Below are 21,882 nucleotides of genomic sequence, written 5' to 3'. Positions count from 1 at the left end.
CCGCTCGGCCCGGCGATGATCACTGACATGCACTCATCTCGCCGTCGCCCGCTGCTGGTTCCGGTACTGCTGTGCGCGCTGGCGGTGTTCGTGGCGCACTCCACGGGAGCCGACGGGGATGCCGGGGAGGGACAGGCCGTCCAGGGCACGGGTGCGGAGGTGGCGCGGCTGTACGAGGCGGACGCGGAGGTGGCGCGGCAGTACGCGGCGGGGCGGCACGAGGCCGAGCGGTTGCTGGCGGCGGTGCGGCGGGCCGGGCTGCTCCTGGAGCGTGAACGCCGGGCAGGCGCCGCCCTGCGCCAGGACCGGGGCCGGATCGTCCGCCCTCACGACGCCGGGGCCCCACGGGCGGTCGCGCGGCTCGCCGGGGCGGCCCGCCCCGGCAGTCAGGCAGACAGCCGACCCGGTCCCTCCGGGGCGGGTCGGGCCGTCGGCGACGCGATCGCCAGGAGCCGGCGGGCCGAGGCGCGGCTGGTGGCCGACCAGGCGACGGCCACCGCGCGCTGGCGGCTGGCGCGGAAGCGCAACCGCGTGCTGGCCGAGGTCAGGGGGACCATCGGGGCGAAGCTCGACGAGGCCCGAGAACGGTTGCGGGCGCAGGCCGCCGCCTCGGTCGCCGCGGGCAGCTGCGGCGGCACGGTCCGGCTCGGCCGGCCGTCGAAGAGCGTCACGAGCGCGTGGGTGGCGCCGGTGGCGGAGTACACGCTGTCCGCGCGCTTCGGCAGCCGTGGCGAGCGGTGGGCGCACCGGCACACCGGACAGGACTTCGCCGTGCCGATCGGCACCCCGGTCCGGGCCGTCGGCGCGGGCCGGGTGGTGAAGGTCGCCTGCGGGGGCGCCTTCGGCATCCAGGTCGTCATCCGCCACGACGACGGCTACCGCACCCGGTACGCCCATCTGGCCGCCGTCGCCGTCGACCCGGGCGACCGGGTGACGACCGGCCAGTGGATCGGTCTGTCGGGCACCACCGGCAACTCCACCGGCCCGCACCTGCACTTCGAGGTGCGGGCCGGCACGGAGTCGGACTCGGCGCTGGACCCGGTGCCCTGGCTCGGAGGCCGCGGGGTGCCGGTGGGACCGCTCGGTTAGCCCCGCTCCGCCAGCATCCGCTCGATCACGACCGCCACCCCGTCGTCGTTGTTGGCGACCGTCCGTCCGGAGGCCGCGGCGACCACGGCCGGGTGGGCGTTGCCCATCGCGTACGACCGGCCCGCCCAGGTCAGCATCTCGACGTCGTTGGGCATGTCCCCGAAGGCGACGACCTCCTCGGGGGAGATACCGCGCTCGGCACAGCACAGAGCGAGGGTGCTGGCCTTGGAGACGCCGGGACCGCTGATCTCCAGCAGGGCGCTCGGGCTGGAGCGGGTGACGCTGGCACGCGTGCCGATCGCGAGGCGGCCGACGTCGAGGAAGTCGTCGGGGTCGAGGTCGGGGTGGTAGGCGAGGATCTTCAGCACCGGCTCGCCGGCACCGGGGCCGTCGGGCGCCAGCAGGTCCTCGGCCGGGGCGCGATGGTCGGGGATCTCCATGTGCAGCTTCGGGTAGGCGGGCTCCTGGTAGAAGCCGTAGGTCTGCTCGACGGCGACCACCGTGCCGGGGGCCGCGTCACGCAGGAGCTGTACGGCGTCCAGCGCGTTCTGCCGGGCCAGCTCCCGCACCTTCACGAACCGGTGCATGCCGGGGCCGCCGTGCAGGTCGACCACGGCGGCACCGTTTCCGCAGATCGCCAGGCCGTGCCCGTGGACGTGGGCGCTGACGACGTCCATCCAGCGGGCCGGGCGGCCGGTGACGAAGAAGACCTCGATACCCGCCTCCTCGGCCGCGGTGAGGGCGGCGACCGTGCGCGGCGACACCGACTTGTCGTCGCGCAGCAGGGTGCCGTCGAGATCGGTGGCGATCAGCCGTGGGGGAACGGCGGCGGCCTGGGTCGCGGATGCTCTGGTCGCTGAGGTCACCGGGTCATTCTCGCGCATATGCCCGCACAGGTGTGCCGGTGTGCGTACAGCTGAGACACAGATGACGTGGTGTCGGCGGTCAGCCGAGCTGCGCCGGGGCCTCCATGGCGATCCGTTCGAAGACCTTCATGTCCGCGGCGAAGTCCGACTCGGGGATGGGCCAGTGGATGACCAGCTCCGTGAAGCCCAGCTCCTGATGCCGTCCGGCGAAGTCCACGAAGGCGTCGAGCGACTCCAGCGGACGGCCGCGGTCCGGGGTGAAGCCGGTGAGCAGGATCTTGTCCAGCTCGTCCACGCCCCGGCCCAGCTCGGCGCAGGCGTCGGCCAGCTTGTCGGCCTGGCCGCGGAGGGCGCGAAGCGACTCCTCCGGGGTGCCGTTCTCGTACAGCTTGGGGTCGCCGGTGGTCACCCACGCCTGCCCGTACTGTGCGGCGAGCTTCAGTCCGCGCGGGCCGGTGGCGGCCACGGCGAAGGGCAGCCGCGGACGCTGTACGCATCCGGGGATGTTGCGCGCTTCGTGCGCCGAGTAGAAGTCGCCCTCGTACGACACCGAGTCCTCGGTGAGGAGCCGGTCGAGCAGGGGGATGAACTCGGCCAGCCGGTCGGCGCGCTCGCGCGGGGTCCAGGGCTCCTGACCGAGGGCGGTGGCGTCGAATCCGGTGCCGCCCGCGCCGATGCCGAGGGTGACCCGGCCGGCGGAGACGTCGTCCAGGGAGATGAGCTCCTTGGCGAGGGTCACCGGGTGCCGGAAGTTCGGCGAGGTCACGAGCGTGCCGAGGCGCAGCCGGTCGGTGACGGCGGCCGCCGCGGTCAGCGTCGGCACGGCTCCGAACCACGGGCCGTCGCGGAAGGTCCGCCAGGAAAGGTGGTCGTAGGTGAATGCGGTGTGGAAGCCCAGCTCCTCGGCGCGTCGCCACTTGTCGCGGCCCTCGTCGCGCCAGCGGTCGATCGGCAGAATCACAGTGCTCAGTCGCATGGGGTCGACTCTACGAGAGACCGAGCAGGTGTTGCATCGACTGCGCGGCGCGGACGGCGGCGTCACCGCAGCAATTGTTGAACAGGACGTGGACTTCCTGCGCCTGCTCGGCCATCTCACGGATGCGTGGTGTCCACTCGGAGAGCTCTTCGAGCGTGTACGAGTGACGGAATCTCTCTTCCTTGGTGCCGGTCCTCCAGGCGCTGCTGCGACCGTGGAAACGCACCAGGGCGAATTCCGGGGTGGTGACCCGTGCGACCGGTGGCATGGAAGCAGGAAGGGTCTGCACCGTGTCCACGGCCACGGCTGCCGTGTCCAGGTCCGTCAGCAGGGCGGTCGTCGCATCGACGCGTTCCTCGCGCCACCAGTCGGGGTGCCGGAACTCCACGGCCATCGGCCATCCCGCGGCGCGCTCACGGCACCGGCGCAGAAACTCCACCGCCGCCCTCCCCGGTTCGAACCGGTGTGAGAACTGGAAAACCAGCGTTCCCAGGCGGCCGTGTTCGCGGAGTGGTTCGAGAGCCCCGCTGTACCGGTCCCACACATCGTCGAGCAGTCCAGGGTCGATACCTGGCCGTCCCCGCTGCCGCGCGAAGGCCGGGCGCAGGTCCGCGGGCAGTGCTTCCGGTCGTGTCGGATGCCCGGTGAGCAGGGAGAACGCTTTCACGTCGAACCGGAACCCCGCAGGGGTGCGGTCGATCCACAGAAGGCTGTTGTGGGTACTGGGCAGCCCGTAGTAGGTGGAGTCCACCTCTGCCACCGGGAACTGTGCGGCGTAGTGCCGCAGTCTGCCCTCCGCGTCGCGGTGACCTGTCGGGTACCACCCGCTGGATACCAGCGCCTTGTCCGTCCATGAGCAGGTTCCGACCCGGATCTCTCCCATTCCGTCTGCCTTCCCCGTATGCGGCGACGGATTCGTCCGGTACATGGTCTTTTTGCGCGTCTCGTCATCGGGAGCGGCGGGCACGTGAAACGGTCACCGCACACGCCTTCAGTGCGGCTGGGGAAGCCGCAGATACCGCGGAGGTACGGCCTTCGTCAGCCACACCCCGTTCGCACTGACCTGGAAGACATGGCCGTCGCGGTGCATCGCGGCGGCGTCCACGGAGAGCACGACGGGTCGTCCGCGGCGGGCGCCGACGCGGGTCGCCGTCTCGCGGTCGGCCGAGAGGTGTACGTCGTGCCGGTTCATGGGCCGCAGACCCTCGGCGCGGATCGCGTCCAGATGGCGGGCCACGGTTCCGTGGAAGAGGTACGGCGGTGGCGTCGTCGGCGGCAGCCCGAGGTCCACCTCGACGCTGTGGCCCTGGCTGGCCCGGATCCGGGTGCCCTCGATCGCGAAGCGCTTCTTGTCGTTCACGGCGACCACATGGTCGAGCTCGTCCCGGGTGAAGCGGAAGCCGTGGGCGGCGGCCGCCGCCATCAGGGTCCCGATCTCGACCCAGCCCCCGTCGTCGAGGGTCAGACCGATGCGCTCGGGCTGATGGCGCAGGTGTTTCGAAAGGTACTTCGACACCTTCACGGTGCGTCTTTCATCCATTCCGACAGCATGGCGCGGGAGACGCGGATCACGCACTTTGTTTTGCGGTGGAGGTTTGGTCCACAGCTAACTCTAGTTATCCACAGATGAATTGAGCGATCTGTGGACAACTGCTTGTCGATTCGCGCGCTTTTGTCAAGATCGACTGATGTGGAGCGACGTGCGACGTGCGACGGCCCGACCCGAGGCGCCCGGGCCCGGTACGGGAGGCGGGCGCCCCCAGCGGTCAGACCGGTGGCCTCACCCGGGCCAGTGCCCGCAACGCTCCGGGCGCCCATCGCGTCAGCAGACGCGCGCCCCGCGCCTCCGGGGTCACCGCGACCACCGCCTCGTCGCGGACCACCGCGCGCAGGATCGCCTCGGCGACCTTCTCCGGCGGATAGTTGCGCAGTCCGTACAGGCGCGCGGCCCGCTGCCGCCGACGCCGCTGTTCCTGCGCGTCCACACCCGCGAAGGTCGCCGTCGAGGTGATGCCGGTGTTGACGATGCCGGGGCAGACGGCCGTCACGCCGATGTCCTGCCCGGCCAGTTCGGCCCGCAGGCACTCGCTGAGCATCAGGACCGCCGCCTTGGAGGTGCTGTAGGCGGGCAGGGCCCGGGAGGGCTGGTACGCCGCCGCGGAAGCGGTGTTGACGATGTGACCGCCCTGGCCGCGCTCGGCCATCTGCCGGCCGAAGAGACGGCAGCCGTGGATGACACCCCACAGATTGACGTCCAGGACCCTGCGCCAGTCGTCCGGTGTCGTCGCGAAGAAGGAGCCGGACAGGCCGATGCCGGCGTTGTTCACCAGCACGTCGACCACGCCGTGCTCGGCGGCGACCCGTTCGGCGAGCTTCTCCATGGCCTGCTCGTCGGAGACGTCGACCGTCTCGGCCCAGGCGTCCGGGGCGCCGGCCGACCGGGCCAGTTCGGCGGTGCGGGCGGCGGCCTCCCCGTCGCGGTCTACGGCCACCACCCGCGCGCCGCACTCGGCGAACGCGAGCGCCGTCGCCCGTCCGATGCCGCTGCCCGCGCCGGTGACCAGGACGAGCTGCCCGCCGAAGCGGTCGGCGTACCGGCCGGTGGGCCGCCGTTCCCGGCGCCCCCTCTCCACATCGGTCGCGAACTCGGTGATCCAGGCGGCGAGCTGATCGGGCCGGGTGCGCGGGATCCAGTGCCCCGCGGGCAGGGTGCGCCGGGTCAGCCGTGGGACCCACCGCTCCAGTTCGTCGTAGAGCCGCTGTGACAGGAACGCGTCCCCGAGGGGCGTCACGAGCTGCACGGGCGCGTGCGCGCGGGCGTTCGGGCGGGGCCTGCGCAGTCTGGTCCGGACGTTGTCCCGGTACAGCCAGGCGCCGTGTGCGGCGTCCGAGGGCAGCGACGAGGTCGGGTAGTCGCCCGCCGGGACCTTCTCCAGGCGGCGCAGGAGCGTCGGCCAGCCTCTGCCGAGCGGCCCGCGCCAGGCCATTTCCGGCAGCGCGGGTGTGTGCAGCAGGTACACGTACCAGGACCTGGCGCCCTGGCCGAGGAGTTGGCCCACCCGGCGGGGCGTCGGCCGTTTCACCCGCGACTCGATCCAGTGCCCGAAGTGGTCGAGCGACGGGCCGGACATCGAGGTGAAGGACGCGATCCGGCCCTCGGTGCGGCCGACCGTGACGAACTCCCAGGCCTGCACCGACCCCCAGTCGTGCCCGACCAGGTGCACCGGCCGGTCCGGGCTGACCGCGTCCAGGACGGCCAGGAAGTCGTCCGTCAGCTTCTCCAGGGTGAAGCCCCCGCGCAGCGGGCGCGGTGCCGTGGAGCGTCCGTGGCCCCGGACGTCGTACAGGACCACGTGGAAGCGGTCGGCGAGCCGGACGGCGACCTCGGACCAGACCTCCTTGCTGTCCGGATAGCCGTGCACCAGGACCACCGTCGGCTGCCCGGCGTCGCCCAGCTCGGCCACGCACAGCTCGACCCCGCCGGTCCGCACCCGACGCTCCCGCGCGTCCTTCAGCGTCGTCACCCGTGCCACCCGCGTCACCTATCCTTCGCCCAGCGCCGCATGTGCGGTAGTTCGTCGTCCAGCCGGAAGGTGCTGCACCGGCGAATCTCGCAGTTGTTAGAGGAATCGTCAATAGGGGCGAACGGACGGATGGACCGGCCCGCCCGGGGGAAGGAATCAGGGCAGGCGGAGGGGCGACCTCAGGGTGACCCTGAGATTCCCGTACGACTCCAGACCGACACCAAGACAGCTCTGCGGGGTGACGACCCGCGTGGCACGCGTCACTACTGTCGACGACGTGACTGTGATCGCGACCGAAAGCCTGAGCAAGCGGTTCCCCCGGGTGACCGCGCTTGACCGGCTCTCCGTGGACGTCGGCCCGGGTGTGACCGGGCTCGTCGGAGCCAACGGAGCCGGCAAGTCCACACTGATCAAGATCCTGCTGGGTCTGTCCCCCGCCACCGAGGGCCGCGCCGAGGTGTTCGGCCTCGACGTCGCCACCGAAGGCGCCGCCATCCGGGAACGCGTCGGGTACATGCCGGAGCACGACTGCCTGCCGCCCGACGTCTCGGCCACCGAGTTCGTCGTGCACATGGCCCGCATGTCCGGCCTGCCGCCCACCGCCGCGCGCGAGCGCACCGCGGACACCCTGCGCCACGTCGGCCTGTACGAGGAGCGCTACCGTCCGATCGGCGGCTACTCGACCGGCATGAAGCAGCGGGTGAAGCTCGCCCAGGCCCTGGTCCACGACCCGCAGCTGGTCTTCCTCGACGAGCCGACCAACGGCCTCGACCCGGTCGGCCGCGACGACATGCTCGGCCTGATCCGCCGCATCCACACGGACTTCGGCATCTCGGTCCTGGTCACCTCGCACCTCCTCGGCGAGCTGGAACGCACCTGCGACCACGTCGTCGTCATCGACGGCGGCAAGCTGCTGCGCTCCAGCTCCACCACGGACTTCACCCAGACCACCACCACGCTCGCCATCGAGGTCACCGACACCGACGAGCACCCCGACGGCACCCGCGCGGTGCGCGAGGCGCTGCACGCGCGCGGCGCGGAGGTCGTCGACGGCAGCGGCGGACTGCCCGGCGCGGGCCACGTCCTGCTGCTCACCGCCCAGGGCGAGCAGACGTACGACCTGGTCCGCGACGTCGTCGCCGACCTCGGTCTCGGGCTGGTGCGCATGGAACAGCGCAGACACCACATCTCCGAGGTCTTCAAGAACGACACGGACAGCGACACACAGCGCAAGGAGGCGGTCGGCCATGACGGTTGAGCACCCCGTCGCACCCGTCCCGGCGGGTGACCAGACCCGTATCCACGACATCGGCTACCGCAGCTACGACGGCCCGCGCCTGGGCCGCGCCTACGCCCGCCGCTCCCTGTACTCGCAGTCCCTGCGCGGCGCGTACGGCCTCGGCCGCTCGGTCAAGTCCAAGGTGCTGCCGATGCTGCTGTTCGTGGTGATGTGCGTGCCCGCGGCCATCATGGTCGCCGTCGCCGTATTCACGAAGGCCAAGGACCTGCCGCTGGACTACACGCGCTACGCGATCGTCATGCAGGCCGTCATCAGCCTGTACGTCGCCTCGCAGGCCCCCCAGTCCGTCTCGCGCGACCTGCGCTTCAAGACCGTCCCGCTGTACTTCTCGCGGCCGATCGAGACCTCCGACTACGTCCTCGCGAAGTACGCGGCGCTGGCCTCGGCGCTGTTCGCGCTCACCGCCGCCCCGCTGCTCGTGCTGTACGTCGGCGCGCTGCTGGCCAAGCTCGACTTCGGCGACCAGACCCAGGGGTTCGGGCAAGGGCTCCTCGCCGTGGCCCTGCTCTCGGTGCTGTTCGCCGGCATCGGCCTGGTCATCGCCGCCCTGACCCCGCGCCGCGGCTTCGGCATCGCCGCCGTCATCGCCGTACTGACCATCTCCTACGGGGCGGTCTCCACCCTCCAGGCGATCGCCGACGTCCAGGACAGCGCGAACGTCATCCCCTGGGTCGGCCTGTTCTCGCCCATCACGCTCATCGACGGGGTGCAGTCCGCCTTCCTCGGCGCGACCTCGTCGTTCCCCGGCGGCGTCGGCCCCTCGCACGGGCAGGGCGTGGTGTACGTCCTCGCCGTCCTGGGCCTGAGCGCCGCCTGCTACGGCCTTCTGATGCGCCGCTACCGAAAGGCCGGACTGTGACCACGCTCAGCATCGACCACGTGTCCCGCTGGTTCGGCAACGTGGTCGCCGTCAACGACATCACCATGACCATCGGCCCGGGCGTCACCGGTCTGCTCGGCCCCAACGGAGCCGGGAAGTCCACCCTCATCAACATGATGGGCGGCTTCCTCGCCCCCTCCACCGGGTCCGTCACCCTCGACGGACAGCCGGTGTGGCGCAACGAGCAGATCTACCGGCAGATCGGCATCGTCCCCGAACGCGAGGCGATGTACGACTTCCTCACCGGGCGCGAGTTCGTCGTCGCCAACGCCGAACTGCACGGACTGGGCGACAAGGCCGCCCGGCAGGCGCTGGCCACCGTCGAGATGGAGTACGCCCAGGACCGGAAGATCTCCACCTACTCCAAGGGCATGCGCCAGCGCGTGAAGATGGCCTCCGCGCTGGTCCACGAGCCGTCCCTGCTCCTGCTGGACGAGCCGTTCAACGGCATGGACCCGCGCCAGCGCATGCAGCTCATGGACCTGCTGCGGCGCATGGGCGACGAGGGCCGCACGGTGCTGTTCTCCTCCCACATCCTGGAGGAGGTCGAGCAACTCGCCTGGCACATCGAGGTGATCGTGGCCGGCCGGCACGCGGCGAGCGGCGACTTCCGCCGCATCCGCCGCCTGATGACCGACCGCCCGCACCGCTATCTGGTGCGCTCCAGCGACGACCGCGCCCTCGCGGCCGCGCTGATCGCCGACCCGTCGACGTCCGGCATCGAGGTCGACCTCGCCGAGGGCGCGCTGCGCGTCCAGGCCGTCGACTTCGGCCGGTTCACGGCCCTGCTGCCCAAGGTGGCCAGGGAGCACGGCATCCGGCTGCTCACGGTCTCGCCGTCCGACGAGTCCCTCGAGTCCGTCTTCTCGTATCTCGTCGCGGCGTAGGAGGCCGAACATGTACGACCCCACAGTCGCCCGGCTCACCTACCGGGCCCTGCTCGGCCGCCGGCGGGCCCTTGTCCTCGGCGCGCTGCCGCTGCTGCTGATCGTGATCTCCACGGCCGTCCGGGCCCTCACCGGGGCCGACGACCAGACCGCGGCGGACGTGCTGGGCGGGCTGGCGCTCGCCACGATGGTGCCGATCATCGGCGTCATCGCCGGCACCGGCGCGATCGGGCCGGAGATCGACGACGGCTCGGTGGTGTACCTGCTGTCCAAGCCGCTCAAGCGGCCGACGATCATCTTCACCAAGCTGATCGTGGCGATCGCGGTGACCATGGTGTTCTCGGCGCTGCCGACCCTGCTCGCCGGGCTGATCCTGAACGGCAACGGGCAGCAGATCGCCGTCGCCTACACGGTGGCCGCGCTGGTCGCCTCCATCGCCTACGCGGCGCTGTTCCTGCTGCTGGGCACGGTGTCCCGGCACGCGGTGGTCTTCGGCCTCGTCTACGCCCTGGTCTGGGAGGCGCTGTTCGGCTCCCTGGTGCCGGGCGCGCGCACGCTCAGTGTCCAGCAGTGGTCGCTGGCCGTCGCCCACAAGGTCGCGGGCGGGGACCTGGTCACCTCCGACGTCGGGCTGACCACGGCGACGGCCCTGCTGGTCGCGGTCACCGTGCTGGCCACCTGGTACGCGGGCCGCAAGCTGCGCACGCTGACCCTCGCCGGGGAGGAGTAGCGGCCGGGCCCCCGGCCCTGACGGCGGCTTCATCCCGGCCGGAGCACACTGGACGGAGCTACGGCTAGGAGGCCGGGATGGAAGAGGAGACGCCGCAGGACGAAGGCCGGGGGCAGGGCACGCCGGACGGGGACGGCTGGGACGGTCTCGTCCTGGACGAGGGGTTCGTACGGGCCGCGGAGACGGCCGAGCCGTCGGCGCGGGCCCGGATGCTGGCCGCCCGCTGGCGCGCCGAGGAGCCCGAGCCGCAGCCCTGGCGCTCCGACGAGCCGCCCGCCGGGTGGTTCTTCGGCAAGGCCCGGCGTCGCAGATGGCGGCGCCGGTAGCGGCCGCACCGCCCCCGATATTCGGTGGCGTCCGGTTCGGGGGCCGGGCACAGTGGTGGTGTTCACGCGGCCGGCCGGAGCCGGCGCCACGATCTGGGAGAGGAGCGGGACGATGTCCGAGTACGACAGTACGTCCAGCTCCCGACAGGGCAGCGTGCGGCGGTAACCGGAGTAGTCACCTCCGTCGATCCCGCCCTGCTGGTGAGCTGCCCGGGGCGGCCGCTTCGAGCACGCGAATCGCACTCGCGTGGGCCGCCCACCCGGAGGATTGGCCGAGAGGCAAGGCACCGGCTTGCTAAGCCGAGGTCGGGGTCTTCCCCGCGCACGTTCGATCCGTGCATCCTCCGCAGGACCCGAACACCGGATCCCCGAACCCGAACCGCAGTGCTGCCGCCCGGCGGGCCGTCCGCCCGGCCGCGAGGCCGGGGGCTCAGCCCAGCAACCGCTCCAGCACCACCGCGATCCCGTCCTCCTCGCTGGAGGCCGTCACCTCGTCGGCGACCGCCTTCAGCTCCACGTGGGCGTTGGCCATCGCCACGCCCCGCGAGGACCAGGCGAACATCGGGATGTCGTTGGGCATGTCGCCGAAGGCGATCGTGTCCGCGGCCTTCAGACCGAGCCGACGGGCCGCCAGCGACAGACCGGTCGCCTTGGACAGCCCCAGCGGGAGCAGTTCGACAATGCCCTGCCCCGCCATCGCCACCGACACGAAACCGCCCGCGGCCTGGCGCGACGCCTCGGCGAGCTCGTCGTCCGTGAGCGTCGGATGCTGTATGTAGATCTTGTTCAGCGGGGCGCTCCAGAGGTCGGAGACGTCCGTGAACGGGGTGGCCGGCAGCCTGCCCGTGACCGCGTAACCGGGGCCCACCAGCACCTCGCCGTCCAGGCCGTCGCGGCTCGCCGCCAGGAACAGCGGGCCCACCTCGGCCTCGATCTTGGCCAGGGCCAGTGCCGCGAGCTGCCGGTCCAGGGTCACCGACGTCAGCAGCCGGTGCGCGCCGGCGTCGTACACCTGAGCGCCCTGGGCGCAGACCGCGAGGCCGCGGTAGCCGAGGTCGTCGAGGATGTGCCGGGTCCAGGGGGCCGCCCGCCCCGTCACCACGATGTGCGCGGCGCCCGCCGCGGTGGCCGCGGTGAGCGCGTCACGGGTGCGCCGCGACACCGACTCGTCGGAACGCAGGAGCGTTCCGTCGAGGTCGGTCGCGATCAGCCGGTACGGGAAGTCCGGGGCGGTGCTCACTTGGCGACCGGCTCCAGGACCTCACGGCCGCCCAGGTAGGGCCGCAGCACCTCGGGCACGCGCACCGAGCCGTCGGCCAGCTGGTGGTTCTCCAGGATCGCCACGATCGTGCGCGGTACGGCGCACAGCGTGCCGTTGAGCGTCGCGAGCGGCTGGACCTTCTTGCCGTCGCGCATACGGACGGAGAGGCGGCGGGCCTGGAAGCCGTCGCAGTTGGACGCCGACGTCAGCTCGCGGTACTTGCCCTGGGTCGGGATCCACGCCTCGCAGTCGAACTTGCGGGACGCGGAGGAACCGAGGTCGCCGGAGGCCACGTCGATGACCTGGAAGGGCAGTTCGAGGCCGGTCAGCCACTGCTTCTCCCACTCCAGGAGCCGCCGGTGCTCGTTCTCGGCGTCCTCGGGGGCCACGTACGAGAACATCTCGACCTTGTCGAACTGGTGCACGCGGAAGATGCCGCGGGTGTCCTTGCCGTAGGTGCCGGCCTCCCGGCGGAAGCACGGCGAGAAGCCGGCGTACCGCAGCGGGAGCTTGTCGGCGTCGAGGATCTCGTCCATGTGGTAGGCGGCGAGGGGGACCTCGGAGGTGCCGACCAGGTAGTAGTCGTCCTTCTCCAGGTGGTACACGTTCTCCGCGGCCTGGCCGAGGAAGCCGGTGCCCTCCATGGCGCGCGGGCGGACCAGCGCCGGGGTCAGCATCGGGATGAAGCCGGCCTCGGTGGCCTGCGCGATCGCCGCGTTGACGAGGGCGAGCTCCAGGAGCGCGCCGACGCCGGTCAGGTAGTAGAAGCGCGAGCCGGACACCTTGGCGCCGCGCTCGACGTCGATGGCGCCGAGCGCCTCGCCGAGCTCCAGGTGGTCCTTGGGCTCGAAGCCCTCGGCGCCGAAGTCGCGGATCGTGCCGTGCGTCTCCAGGACGACGAAGTCCTCCTCGCCGCCGACCGGGACGTCCGGGTGCACGAGGTTGCCGAGCTGGAGCAGGAGGCTCTTGGTCTGCTCGTCCGCCTCGTTCTGCTCGGCGTCCGCCGCCTTGACGTCGGCGGCCAGCCGGCCCGCCTTGGCCAGCAGCTCGGCCTTCTCGTCGCCGGAGGCCCTGGGGATCAGCTTGCCGAGCACCTTCTGCTCGGAGCGGAGCTCGTCGAAGCGGACGCCAGACGACCTGCGCCGCTCGTCGGCAGACAGGAGAGCGTCGACGAGCGCGACGTCCTCTCCACGGGCACGCTGGGAAGCGCGCACACGGTCGGGGTCCTCACGGAGCAGGCGAAGGTCAATCACGTGCTCAAGGCTACCGGTGCGCGGTTGCCGGATACGACTCACATTCCCACAGCTGCGATTCGCCGCTCACCTTCACATATGGGCGAAATGCCTTACGTGTCAATAAAAAGTGACCCGCTGCCGGGGCGGTTCAGGTCCCGGGCGCGCGGTTGACCGGATTCCCTTGCCGAGGGCGGGACTTGGATCGCGACTGTCCACAGGTATCCACACCCTCGAAGGGTTATCCACAGGCTGTGAGGATGATCTGTGGATGCTGGAATTGATCACTCCGGCTCGCCCGGCGGGACTCCGGTTTCCCGGCGGAAACCCCCTTTGCCCACACTTTCGAGTGGAAAGAGTTCGCCCTAAAGGGTTGATCGAAGGAAAAGAGGGGACGAAGGGTGGTCCATCGGAGTGAGGGCGCACTCGGGCCCTGTGGACCGATTTGTCGACTGAATGGTGCTTCACTGTCGACTTGTCCCCAGGTCGAGATGGGAACCTGTGGATAACGCCTGTGGATAACCAAAATGCGACGGAGAACGAACCGGCCTGACTAGAAACGGCCGTCCTGGCAGCGCGCCACCCAGTCCGCCGCCTCCACGAACTCCGCGTCCGAGGTCCCCCGGGGCAGCGCTCGTACGTCCTCGACACCGATGTCCGCGCGCGGGTAGGAACCGAGGAACCGCACTTCCAGGCAGATCCGCTTCAGCCCCATCAGCGCCTCCGCCACCCGCCGGTCGGAGATGTGTCCCTCGGCGTCGACGCAGAAGCAGTAGTTGCCGATGCCGGCGCCGGTCGGACGGGACTGGAGCAGCATGAGGTTGATGCCGCGCGTGGCGAACTCGCCCAGCAGGTCGCGCAGTCCACCGGGGTGGTCGTCGCGCTGCCGGAGCACGACGGAGGTCTTGTCCGCGCCGGTGGGCGCCGCGGGCCGGGCGGGCCGGCCGACCAGCACGAACCGGGTCTGGGCGTTCTCGGCGTCGTGGATGCCGGTCTCCAGCGGTTCCAGGCCGTAGCGGGCGGCCGCGAACTCGCCCGCGAAAGCCGCGTCGTAGCGGCCCTCCTGGACCAGGCGGGCACCGTCCGCGTTCGAGGCGGCCGACTCCCAGACCGCGTTCGGGAGGTTGGCCCTCAGCCAGTTGCGCACCTGCGGCTGGGCGGCCGGGTGGGCGGTCACCGTCTTGATGTCGGACAACTGGGTGCCGGGCTTGACCAGCAGCGCGAAGGTGATGGACAGCAGCACCTCGCGGTAGATCATCAACGGCGCGCCCGCGACCAGCTCGTCCAGGGTGGTGGTGATGCCGCCCTCGACGGAGTTCTCGATCGGCACGAACGCGGCTTCGGCCTCGCCGGTGCGCACCGCGTCGAGCGCGGACTGCACGGACACGTACGGGATCAGCTCCCGGGTCGCCGCTTCCGGGAGGGTCCGCAGGGCCACTTCGGTGAAGGTGCCTTCGGGGCCGAGATACGCATAGCTGGCTGGCATGGCCTCACCCTAGTGGGCCGTGCGGGCAACCGGCGCGGCCGTCTCGACCGGCGGCCCGGGCTCAGCCCTCCAGCAGCCGCTGCCCCACGTACTCCCCCTCGGCCGCGCCGCCCGGCACCGCGAACAGTCCGCTGGCCTCGTGGCGGATGTACGTCGACAGCGCGTCGCCCCGGTCGAGCTTGCGCTGCACCGGTACGAAGCCGCGCAGCGGGTCGGCCTGCCAGCAGACGAAGAGCAGCCCCGCGTCCGGGGTGCCGTCCGGGTCGATGCCGTCGTGGTACGAGAAGGGGCGCCGGAGCATGGCCGCGCCGCCGTTGGCGTCGGGCCGGGTGATCCGGGCGTGCGCGTCGAGGGGGACGACCAGATCGCCCGCGGAGTCCCGCTTCTCCAGGTCCATCGCGGTCGTCTCGCCGCCCCCGGACAGCGGCGCGCCGCTGTCCTTGCGCCGCCCGATCACCTGCTCCTGGGCCGCGACCGAGAGCCGCTCCCAGTCGTCGAGGAGCATGCGGATACGGCGTACGACGGCGTAGGAGCCGCCGGACATCCAGGCCGGGTCCTTCGAGCCGGACGCGGGCACGAAGATCCGCCGGTCGAAGTCGGACTCGGCGGGCTTGGGGTTGCGGGTGCCGTCCAGCTGGCCCATGAGGTTGCGGGCGGTCATGGGGTGGGCGGTGGCGCCGGGCGAGCGGTTGAAGCCGTTCATCTGCCAGCGGACCCGGGCCGCGCTGCCCGCGTCCTTCTGGACGGCGCGCAGGGCGTGGAAGGCGACCAGGGCGTCGTCGGCACCGATCTGCACCCACAGGTCGCCGTCGCTGCGGGACTTGTCGAGGTGGTCGGAGGAGAAGTCGGGCAGCGGGTCGAGGGAGACCGGGCGCTGCTTCTCCAGCCCGGTCCGGGTGAAGAAGCTGTGGCCGAATCCGAAGGTCAGCGTCAGCGAGGACGGACCGGCGTCCCGGGCCACGCCGGTGTCGTCGTGCGCGGCGGTCGCGCCGGACATCAGCCGCTCGGCGGTGACCGACCAGCGGCGCAGCAGCGCGGCCGCCTCCTTGCGGCCCGCGCCGGCCGTCAGGTCGAAGGCGACGAGATGGCCGCGGGCCTGGAGGCCCTCGGTGATGCCGGGCTGGTGTTTCCCGTGAAACATCGCCCGGCCGCTGCCGAGCGCGGTGAGCGGGGTGGCCTGGGCGGGCACGGCGGCGTGGCCCGCGGCCGCGCCCGCCGCGCCGAGGACGAGTCCGGTGGCGCCGGCGGTGCCGAGCAGCTTGCGCCGGGTGAGCCCCTCGGCGGGGGTCCGCGCGGAGCCGTCCGCTTCGGGGACGGCCTCGCGGACGGCCTCGGGGGTACGGGTCTGCGGGAGGGACGGGTCAGCCATGGTGCGGTTCAGCCGATCTGCGCGTTCTTGGAGACGGTCACCTGGTCGACGTCGGAGGTCCGCACGGTCACGGCGATCTTCCAGTCGCCGGCCATGGGGAGCTGTACCCCGCTCGCCGCCCAGTGCCCGGTGGTGATGTGGTCGGGGACGACGGGCAGCGGGCCGATGCTCTTGGCGGCGAGGGTGAAGGCGACCTTCACCTCGGGGACGTCGAAGCCGCGGCCGTTGGGCCGTTCCACGTAGACGTGCATCTCGTTGGCGCCGACCCGCGCGGGGTCGAGGTCGACGCTCACCACGCCCTTGCCGTCCTTGCCGCCGGTGTCGAAGGACATGTCGAGGGTCACCGCACCCGAGGCGGACGGGTTGGAGGAGGCCGACGACGAGGAGCCGGTGGCGGCCTTGGCGTCCTGCTCGGTACGGCCGGGTTCGGTCTGGGTCAGCACGGTGGTGACGGCCAGCAGGACGACGGCGACGCCCGCTTCGGCGAGCACCGACCGGCGCAGCCCGTGGCGTTCGGGGTCGGCGTCGCGCAGCCGCTTCTGCCGGGCGGCCTCGACCGCGGCACGCTGCCGGACGAGCTGGGCGGCGCGTTCGGGGGCGCCCGCCGCCGACGGCTCCGCGCCGCCGGCCGTCCCGGCGGACGCGGCGGTGGCCGTGTCGGTGGTCCCGGCGGACGGGGCAGCGGTCGTCCCGGCGGTACCGGTGGACGCGACGGCGGTCGTGTCGGTGGTCCCGGCCGACGCGGCGGTGGCCGTGGACCCGGAACTCTTCCGCGCCCCCGCGGGCTCCTTGGCCTTCTCGACCTTCTCGGCCTTCTCGGCCCGGATCCCGGCCTCGGCCGCGACCCCGTCGGACAGCCGTGCCGTCCACCGGCGCGAGAGCCAGGCGATGCCGACGAGCAGCGCCACCAGACCGATCTTGACGAGGAGCAGCCGGCCGTAGGCGGTGTCGGTGAAGGCCGACCAGGAGCCGAGCTGACGCCACGACTGGTAGACGCCGGTCGCCACGAGGGCGAGGACGCTGCCGAAGGCGACCGCCGAGAAGCGGCGTACGGCTCGGCTGTCGACGGGCGTGTGCGCGGGGGCCCGGTAGAGCGCGACGAGCAGGGTCGCCAGCCCGCCGAGCCAGGTGGCGACGGCCAGCAGGTGGACGACGTCGACCGGCATGGCGATGCCCGGCTGGAGTCCGGTCGAGGCGTGCTCGGCCATCGCCCAGCTCGCGGCGAGCCCGGCGGCCACGACGGTTCCGCCGAGCGCGAGCCCGAAGGTCAGGTCCCGCTTCTCGTCGTCCCGGCGCTTGTCGTAGGCCCCGAACAGCACGGCGATGAACAGCGCGGCCGCGGCGAGCAGCAGCAGCCGGGAGACCAGCGCGGCGCCGGTCTTGGTCTGGAGGACGGTGCCGAGCAGGTTCAGGTCGAAGACGTCCCCGACCTTGCCGGAGCCGGTGTAGGAGCCGCGCAGGAGCAGCAGGGCGAGGGTGGCCGCGGTGAGCGTGACCCAGCCGGAGACGACGAGCCGCTGCACGGCCCGCACCCCGGCGCCGCGCTGCCAGCAGGCGAGCACGAAGGCGGCGCCGCCGGTCAGCACGATGAAACCGGCGTACGACAGATACCGCCCGAAGCCGTACAGCCAGCCGACCACCCCGCCGCCGACGGTCGGCCCGTCCGCGGAGACGGCGGTCCGCGAGGGCGCGCCGACGGAGAACGTGTAGGCGCCGGCGACGGGGTGGCTGTCCGCCGACACGACCTGGTAGGTGACGGTGTAGGTGCCGTCGGGCAGTCCGCCGTGCAGACCCACGGCGTACGTGGTGCCGCTGGTGTTGGCCGGCTTGCCGGTGTCGACGCGCTTGCCCTTGGGGTCGAGTACGCGCAGCGCGTCGTCGGACAGGGCGACCTGCTCGGAGAAGGTGAGCGAGATCTGCGTCGGCGCCTTGTCGACCACCACCCCCTGCGCGGGGTCGCTGCCGGTCAGTGCGGCGTGCGCGGAGGCCGGACCGGCGGCGAGGAGGCTCGCGCCGATGACGGCCAGGAACAGCAGCACCAGGGTGCGCACACGTGGGGCGATGGTCTGTGACAAGGGGGTTCCTCCCTCAGTGCCCGGTCTTGGGGTTGTACGTAGCCGACTCCACCGGTATCTCGACCGTGACGGGGCCGGATTCGGCGAAGTGCAGCACGACGGCCACCTTCTGGCCCTGCGTGGGCCTGTGCTTCAGCTTCTCGAACATCAGGTGGTTCCCGCCGCTCTCGAAGACGAGTCGGCCGTGCGCGGGTACGTCCAGGGAGGTCACCTCCTGCATCGAGGTGCCGACGGTCTCGTGGACGGTGACGCTGCCCGCGATGTCGCTGGTGACGGAGGTCAGTTCGTCCTTCGCCGCGCCCGTGTTGGCGATGGTCAGGAAGCCCGCCGCCATCGAGGCGGAGACCGGCTGCGGCATGTAGGCGGAGCTGACGGACAGTTCGGCCCCCGCGGCACCGGAGCCCGGCCCTCCGCAGCCCGTCAGGGCCAGCGTCCCGAAGATCACCCCGGCCGCCGCCGCGACCGCGCCCGGACGCCTCACGGGTTCTGCCCCTTCACGATCTTGGGGAGGTCCTCGGTGTAGTCGTCGACGGTGGCCTGGTCGCTGTAGACCAGGTAGCCCGCGTCCGTCTTCGGCGAGAAGGCGATGACCTGGGTGCCGTGCGTGGAGACGGTCTTGCCGTTCGTGCCCTTGTGCGGCGCCTCGACGGTGATGCCGACGCTGCGGGCACCGGCCTGGATGGTGGCGAAGTCGCCCGTCAGGCCGACGACCTGGGGGTCGATGCCCTTGAGCCAGGCGCCGAGCGCGGCCGGGGTGTCCCGCTCCGGGTCGGTGGTGACGAACACGATCCGCAGCTTGTCCTGGTCGGTCTTGGACAGCTGCTTCTTGGCGACGGCGAGGTTGTTCATCGTCAGCGGACAGATGTCGGGGCAGTTGGTGTAGCCGAAGTAGATCAGTGTGGGCCGGCCGGCGGTCTCCTTGCGGAGGTCGTACGACTTGCCCCGGGTGTCGGTGAGGACCAGGTCCGGCTTTTCGAAGGGCTGGTCGAGGACGGTGGCCGCCTGCTGCGTCGTCTCCTCGGAGACGACGGTGACGGGGCCCTCGGCCGAGTCTCCGCTGCCGCAGGCGGAGAGCGTCAGCGTGGCGGCGGCGAGCAGCGCGGCCGCTGCGAACGTCTTCTTGCGCATAGAGAAATGTCCCAGATGTGAGAACCGTGCTGTGCACCGGGGGCCGTACGGCCCCCGGTGCACAGCAGGAGGAGTCAGGCTCGGGCGTTGCTGTCGGTGCCGCGTCGGCGGCCTGCGGTCACGCCGTACGCGACCCCGGCCACGCCGACGGCGATGCCGACCACACCCAGTACGCGGGCGGTGGTGTCGGAGCTGTCGGTGGCGGCCGCGGCCTCGGCGCCGCCGCTCGCGGCGGCCTTGGAGTCGTCGTGCTCGGCGGAGGCGTCCTCGGCGGAGGCCGATCCGTGGGAGTGGCCGTCCTCGGTGGCGGCGGACAGCTGAAGCACCGGAGCCGGGTTCTCGGGCTCCTCCGCGCCGTCCTCCTGCACCTCGATCCAGCGCACGACCTCGTTGTTGGAGTACGTCTGGATCGCCTTGAAGACGAGTTCGTCGGTGTTCTCGGGGAGCGTGCCGACGGAGAGCGGGAACTTCTGGAAGTAGCCGGGCTCGATGCCCTTGCCGTCCGCGGTCCAGATGACCTTGGTGACGGCCTCGGCGATCTTCTTGCCGTGCAGCTCCAGCGGCTTGGCCAGCTTGGACTTGGTGACCTGGACCTTCCAGCCGGCGATCGGCTGCGGCATCACCGAGGCCAGCGGGTGGTCGGCGGGGAAGGTGACCTCGAGCTTGGTGGTCGAGGCGTTGTCGCGCTCGTTGGGGACCTTGAAGTCGACGACGGCGTAGCCGCCCTTGGCGGCCGTGCCCTCCGGCTGCACGCTGACGTGCGCGAAGGCCGGGGCGGACAGGGCGAGAACGGCCGAACCGGCGACGGCGACGGCGGCGGCGATACGAGAAGCCTGCATGGGAGAAGGCACTCCACTCATGTGGTTCCGGCGATGACGATGACGAGGGGGGCGCGTACGGGTGGGTGATCTCCGGGCCGGACATCACGGGCGCACGCGCGCGACTGCCGCACGACGACGGCAGTCCTCGCCTCGCGGAACTCCCGCGGAGCGGCTCGGCTGGTCGTGTCGTGTCAGGCGGCGAGGGCGAATGCCGTCGCGGCCGGCGGCCCGCGCCTGATCACCGAGTGCTGGAGGGCGGCGGTGCGTGGTTCGGGCCGGGCGGGCGCGTCGGTACGGGGCGGGCGCGGGCCCGCCTCCGGCGCGACCGGCAGTCCGGCGAACAGGGCGCGCGCCAGCGCGAACGCGTTGCCCAGCGAACGTACGAGCGCCCCCTCGGTGACTCCATGCGCCGACAGCTCGACGAGCCGCAGCACGGCGGAGTCGCCCCGGCGCAGCAGCCAGCCGACGGCGAGCGCCGCGAGGGCGTGGCCGAGCAGCATCGGCAGCGAGGGCAGCAGCGAGGCGAGGGAGCCGGCGGCGGTCGACAGGGCGTCCGCCGGGTCGTGCACGACGGCGGTGCCGGCTGCCGTGCCGGTCCCCGTTCCCGGGTAGATCCGCGCGTCGGCGAGGATCCGCTGGGCCTGGGCGGGGCTGAGCGCCGAGGCGGTGCCTCCGCACAGGATGTGCGCGGCCCGCTGGATCAGCTCGGTGTCGGACAGCGAGCCGGCCGCGGACCCCGTCGACCCCATGGACATCATGGAGTTCATGCTCATGGTGCCGGATGCCGACGCGGACGCCGAGCCCATGGCGCCGTGCTGCCCCAGGCCGAACAGCATGTGCAGCACGGTCTGGCCGACGGCGAGCAGGGCGGTGATCCCGGCCAGCGAGCGCTCCCGCCCGGCGAGGGGCGCGACGACCGCCAACGCGCACAGGAACCCCGCACCCAGCGTCCACAGCGGCACCGTCGCGCAGGAGGCGAGGGCGTGGCCGCACGCGGCCAGCACGACGCAGACCGCGGCGAACACCGCGGCCCGCAGCAGCCGGAGACCGCTTCCGGAGCGCGCGGTGCGTGGGTGGGGGGCAGACATGGCGGCCCCATCATCGCACTGACCGCGTCGGTCCCCCGCGGCAGGGCGGCGGGAGAGCCGGGATCCGGGGAACCGGAAGATCACCTTCTGTTATGGCTGTTGCGCATGGGTCCCGCATACACCGGTTGATCCCTTCGGCGCATCCCCCGGATGGGCGGCATCACATGAAAAGCGCGCTTACTCAACGGCACTCGGGGCAATACGTAACGGTATGTCGAGGCGCAGCCAGGAGGCTGGAGCATGAGCATCTGGTGGTCACTCCATCTGCGGTGCGAAGCTGCGAGCGTTCCGCTCGCGAGGCGCCTGCTGCTCGGCACGATGGAGACGGCGGGCGTCGATCCCGACATCTCCTACGACCTCTCGGTCGCTCTCAGCGAGGCCTGCGCCAACGCCGTGGAGCACGGCGGCGCCCCGCACGGCGGCTGTCCCGAGGCGTACCGGGTCACCGCCTACCTCGACGGCGAGAAGTGCCGTATCGAGGTCGCCGACTCGGGGCCGGGCTTCGCGGGCGACGACTGCGGCGGTCACCGTGTCCACGACGCCCACGACGCCCACGACGCCCACGGCGCCCACGACGGCCACGGCGCCCGTGCCGTGCGCTCCGACCCGGTGTGCGCCGACGTCGACGCCGAACAGGGCCGCGGGCTGCATCTCATCCATGAGCTCGCCGACCACGTCCACTTCGGCAACCGGCCGGGGCGGGGCGGGGCGGTGGTCAGGTTCGACAAGATCCTCAAGTGGAAGAAGGGCGCGCCGCTGATGGCGGTGTAGCGGGCCGGGCAACCGGGGCCGGGCGGTCCGGGTCTCCCGGGATTCACAGCCAGTTCCTGGCTTGGTCCCATGT

The 21,882-nt window shown here is 71.8% G+C and carries 21 protein-coding genes and 1 tRNA gene; 8 read left to right on the top strand and 14 right to left on the bottom strand.

What is annotated here, in order from left to right:
- The first annotated feature begins 27 nt into the window (after positions 1-27).
- Positions 28-1,089 carry a M23 family metallopeptidase gene (locus ACZ60B_RS03175; RefSeq protein ID WP_469383722.1) on the top strand — a complete coding sequence of 354 codons (1,062 nt, stop codon included), beginning with the start codon at positions 28-30 and terminating at the stop codon, positions 1,087-1,089.
- Here the strand turns inward: ACZ60B_RS03175 and ACZ60B_RS03170 are convergent.
- The 5 genes from ACZ60B_RS03170 to ACZ60B_RS03150 all read right to left on the bottom strand — a co-directional run bounded on the left by ACZ60B_RS03170 (position 1,086) and on the right by ACZ60B_RS03150 (position 6,455).
- Positions 1,086-1,973 (bottom strand): Cof-type HAD-IIB family hydrolase, encoded by an 888-nt coding sequence (locus tag ACZ60B_RS03170; protein WP_469383721.1) that lies wholly within the window; start codon positions 1,971-1,973, stop codon positions 1,086-1,088. The genes ACZ60B_RS03175 and ACZ60B_RS03170 overlap by 4 nt on opposite strands.
- Positions 1,974-2,034: 61 nt before the next feature.
- Positions 2,035-2,931, bottom strand: a complete 897-nt coding sequence (locus ACZ60B_RS03165) for an LLM class flavin-dependent oxidoreductase (RefSeq protein ID WP_469383719.1) — start codon at positions 2,929-2,931, stop codon at positions 2,035-2,037.
- 10 nt (positions 2,932-2,941) lie between these two features.
- The gene (locus ACZ60B_RS03160) at positions 2,942-3,814 is read right to left on the bottom strand and encodes a DUF72 domain-containing protein (protein WP_469384083.1); all 873 of its coding nucleotides are present in this window, start codon (positions 3,812-3,814) and stop codon (positions 2,942-2,944) included.
- 108 nt (positions 3,815-3,922) lie between these two features.
- Positions 3,923-4,471, bottom strand: a complete 549-nt coding sequence (locus ACZ60B_RS03155; RefSeq protein ID WP_469383718.1) for an RNA 2'-phosphotransferase — start codon at positions 4,469-4,471, stop codon at positions 3,923-3,925.
- Between the two features lie 226 nt (positions 4,472-4,697).
- A complete protein-coding gene (locus tag ACZ60B_RS03150) occupies positions 4,698-6,455 on the bottom strand; it encodes an SDR family oxidoreductase (RefSeq protein WP_469384082.1) in 1,758 nt (585 codons plus the stop codon).
- 283 nt (positions 6,456-6,738) lie between these two features.
- Between ACZ60B_RS03150 and ACZ60B_RS03145 the strand changes: the two genes are divergently transcribed.
- The 6 genes from ACZ60B_RS03145 to ACZ60B_RS03120 all read left to right on the top strand — a co-directional run bounded on the left by ACZ60B_RS03145 (position 6,739) and on the right by ACZ60B_RS03120 (position 10,925).
- Positions 6,739-7,713, top strand: a complete 975-nt coding sequence (locus tag ACZ60B_RS03145; protein ID WP_351604089.1) for an ABC transporter ATP-binding protein — start codon at positions 6,739-6,741, stop codon at positions 7,711-7,713.
- On the top strand, positions 7,703-8,614 hold the full coding sequence (locus tag ACZ60B_RS03140) for an ABC transporter permease subunit (RefSeq protein WP_469383717.1): 912 nt from the start codon (positions 7,703-7,705) through the stop codon (positions 8,612-8,614). Before ACZ60B_RS03145 ends, ACZ60B_RS03140 begins: the two co-directional genes overlap by 11 nt.
- Complete coding sequence (locus tag ACZ60B_RS03135; RefSeq protein WP_469383715.1) at positions 8,611-9,522, top strand: ABC transporter ATP-binding protein; 912 nt, start codon at positions 8,611-8,613, stop codon at positions 9,520-9,522. The genes ACZ60B_RS03140 and ACZ60B_RS03135 overlap by 4 nt, the downstream gene beginning before the upstream one ends.
- A 10-nt stretch (positions 9,523-9,532) precedes the next feature.
- Positions 9,533-10,252, top strand: coding sequence for an ABC transporter permease subunit (locus tag ACZ60B_RS03130; RefSeq protein WP_469383714.1), 720 nt, complete (start codon positions 9,533-9,535; stop codon positions 10,250-10,252).
- A gap of 77 nt (positions 10,253-10,329) precedes the next feature.
- Positions 10,330-10,578 carry an SGM_3592 family protein gene (locus ACZ60B_RS03125; protein WP_469383712.1) on the top strand — a complete coding sequence of 83 codons (249 nt, stop codon included), beginning with the start codon at positions 10,330-10,332 and terminating at the stop codon, positions 10,576-10,578.
- 262 nt (positions 10,579-10,840) lie between these two features.
- A tRNA-Ser gene (locus ACZ60B_RS03120) sits at positions 10,841-10,925 on the top strand.
- An 83-nt stretch (positions 10,926-11,008) separates the two neighbouring features.
- Here the strand turns inward: ACZ60B_RS03120 and ACZ60B_RS03115 are convergent.
- The 9 genes from ACZ60B_RS03115 to ACZ60B_RS03075 form a co-directional block, all read right to left on the bottom strand.
- Positions 11,009-11,818 (bottom strand): HAD family hydrolase, encoded by an 810-nt coding sequence (locus ACZ60B_RS03115; protein WP_469383711.1) that lies wholly within the window; start codon positions 11,816-11,818, stop codon positions 11,009-11,011.
- Complete coding sequence (gene serS, locus ACZ60B_RS03110) at positions 11,815-13,092, bottom strand: serine--tRNA ligase (protein ID WP_469383709.1); 1,278 nt, start codon at positions 13,090-13,092, stop codon at positions 11,815-11,817. Before serS ends, ACZ60B_RS03115 begins: the two co-directional genes overlap by 4 nt.
- A gap of 532 nt (positions 13,093-13,624) precedes the next feature.
- Positions 13,625-14,557 carry a prephenate dehydratase gene (gene pheA, locus ACZ60B_RS03105; RefSeq protein WP_469383708.1) on the bottom strand — a complete coding sequence of 311 codons (933 nt, stop codon included), beginning with the start codon at positions 14,555-14,557 and terminating at the stop codon, positions 13,625-13,627.
- A gap of 61 nt (positions 14,558-14,618) precedes the next feature.
- Entirely contained in the window at positions 14,619-15,926 is a 1,308-nt protein-coding gene (gene efeB, locus ACZ60B_RS03100) for an iron uptake transporter deferrochelatase/peroxidase subunit (protein ID WP_469383707.1), read from the bottom strand.
- 8 nt (positions 15,927-15,934) lie between these two features.
- Entirely contained in the window at positions 15,935-18,001 is a 2,067-nt protein-coding gene (locus tag ACZ60B_RS03095; protein WP_469383706.1) for a copper resistance CopC/CopD family protein, read from the bottom strand.
- A 13-nt stretch (positions 18,002-18,014) separates the two neighbouring features.
- Positions 18,015-18,482, bottom strand: a complete 468-nt coding sequence (locus ACZ60B_RS03090) for a copper chaperone PCu(A)C (protein WP_469383705.1) — start codon at positions 18,480-18,482, stop codon at positions 18,015-18,017.
- Complete coding sequence (locus ACZ60B_RS03085) at positions 18,479-19,129, bottom strand: SCO family protein (protein WP_469383703.1); 651 nt, start codon at positions 19,127-19,129, stop codon at positions 18,479-18,481. The genes ACZ60B_RS03090 and ACZ60B_RS03085 overlap by 4 nt, the downstream gene beginning before the upstream one ends.
- A gap of 74 nt (positions 19,130-19,203) precedes the next feature.
- Complete coding sequence (locus ACZ60B_RS03080) at positions 19,204-19,968, bottom strand: YcnI family copper-binding membrane protein (protein ID WP_469383701.1); 765 nt, start codon at positions 19,966-19,968, stop codon at positions 19,204-19,206.
- Between the two features lie 173 nt (positions 19,969-20,141).
- Entirely contained in the window at positions 20,142-21,038 is an 897-nt protein-coding gene (locus ACZ60B_RS03075) for a hypothetical protein (RefSeq protein WP_469383699.1), read from the bottom strand.
- A gap of 240 nt (positions 21,039-21,278) precedes the next feature.
- On the opposite strand from ACZ60B_RS03075, the gene ACZ60B_RS03070 reads away from it, so the two are divergent.
- Positions 21,279-21,809, top strand: a complete 531-nt coding sequence (locus tag ACZ60B_RS03070; RefSeq protein WP_469383698.1) for an ATP-binding protein — start codon at positions 21,279-21,281, stop codon at positions 21,807-21,809.
- The last annotated feature ends 73 nt before the right edge of the window (positions 21,810-21,882 follow it).

Source organism: Streptomyces sp. NPDC104096 (genome assembly GCF_055584385.1).
This window is presented reverse-complemented; position numbering and strand designations above follow the sequence as displayed.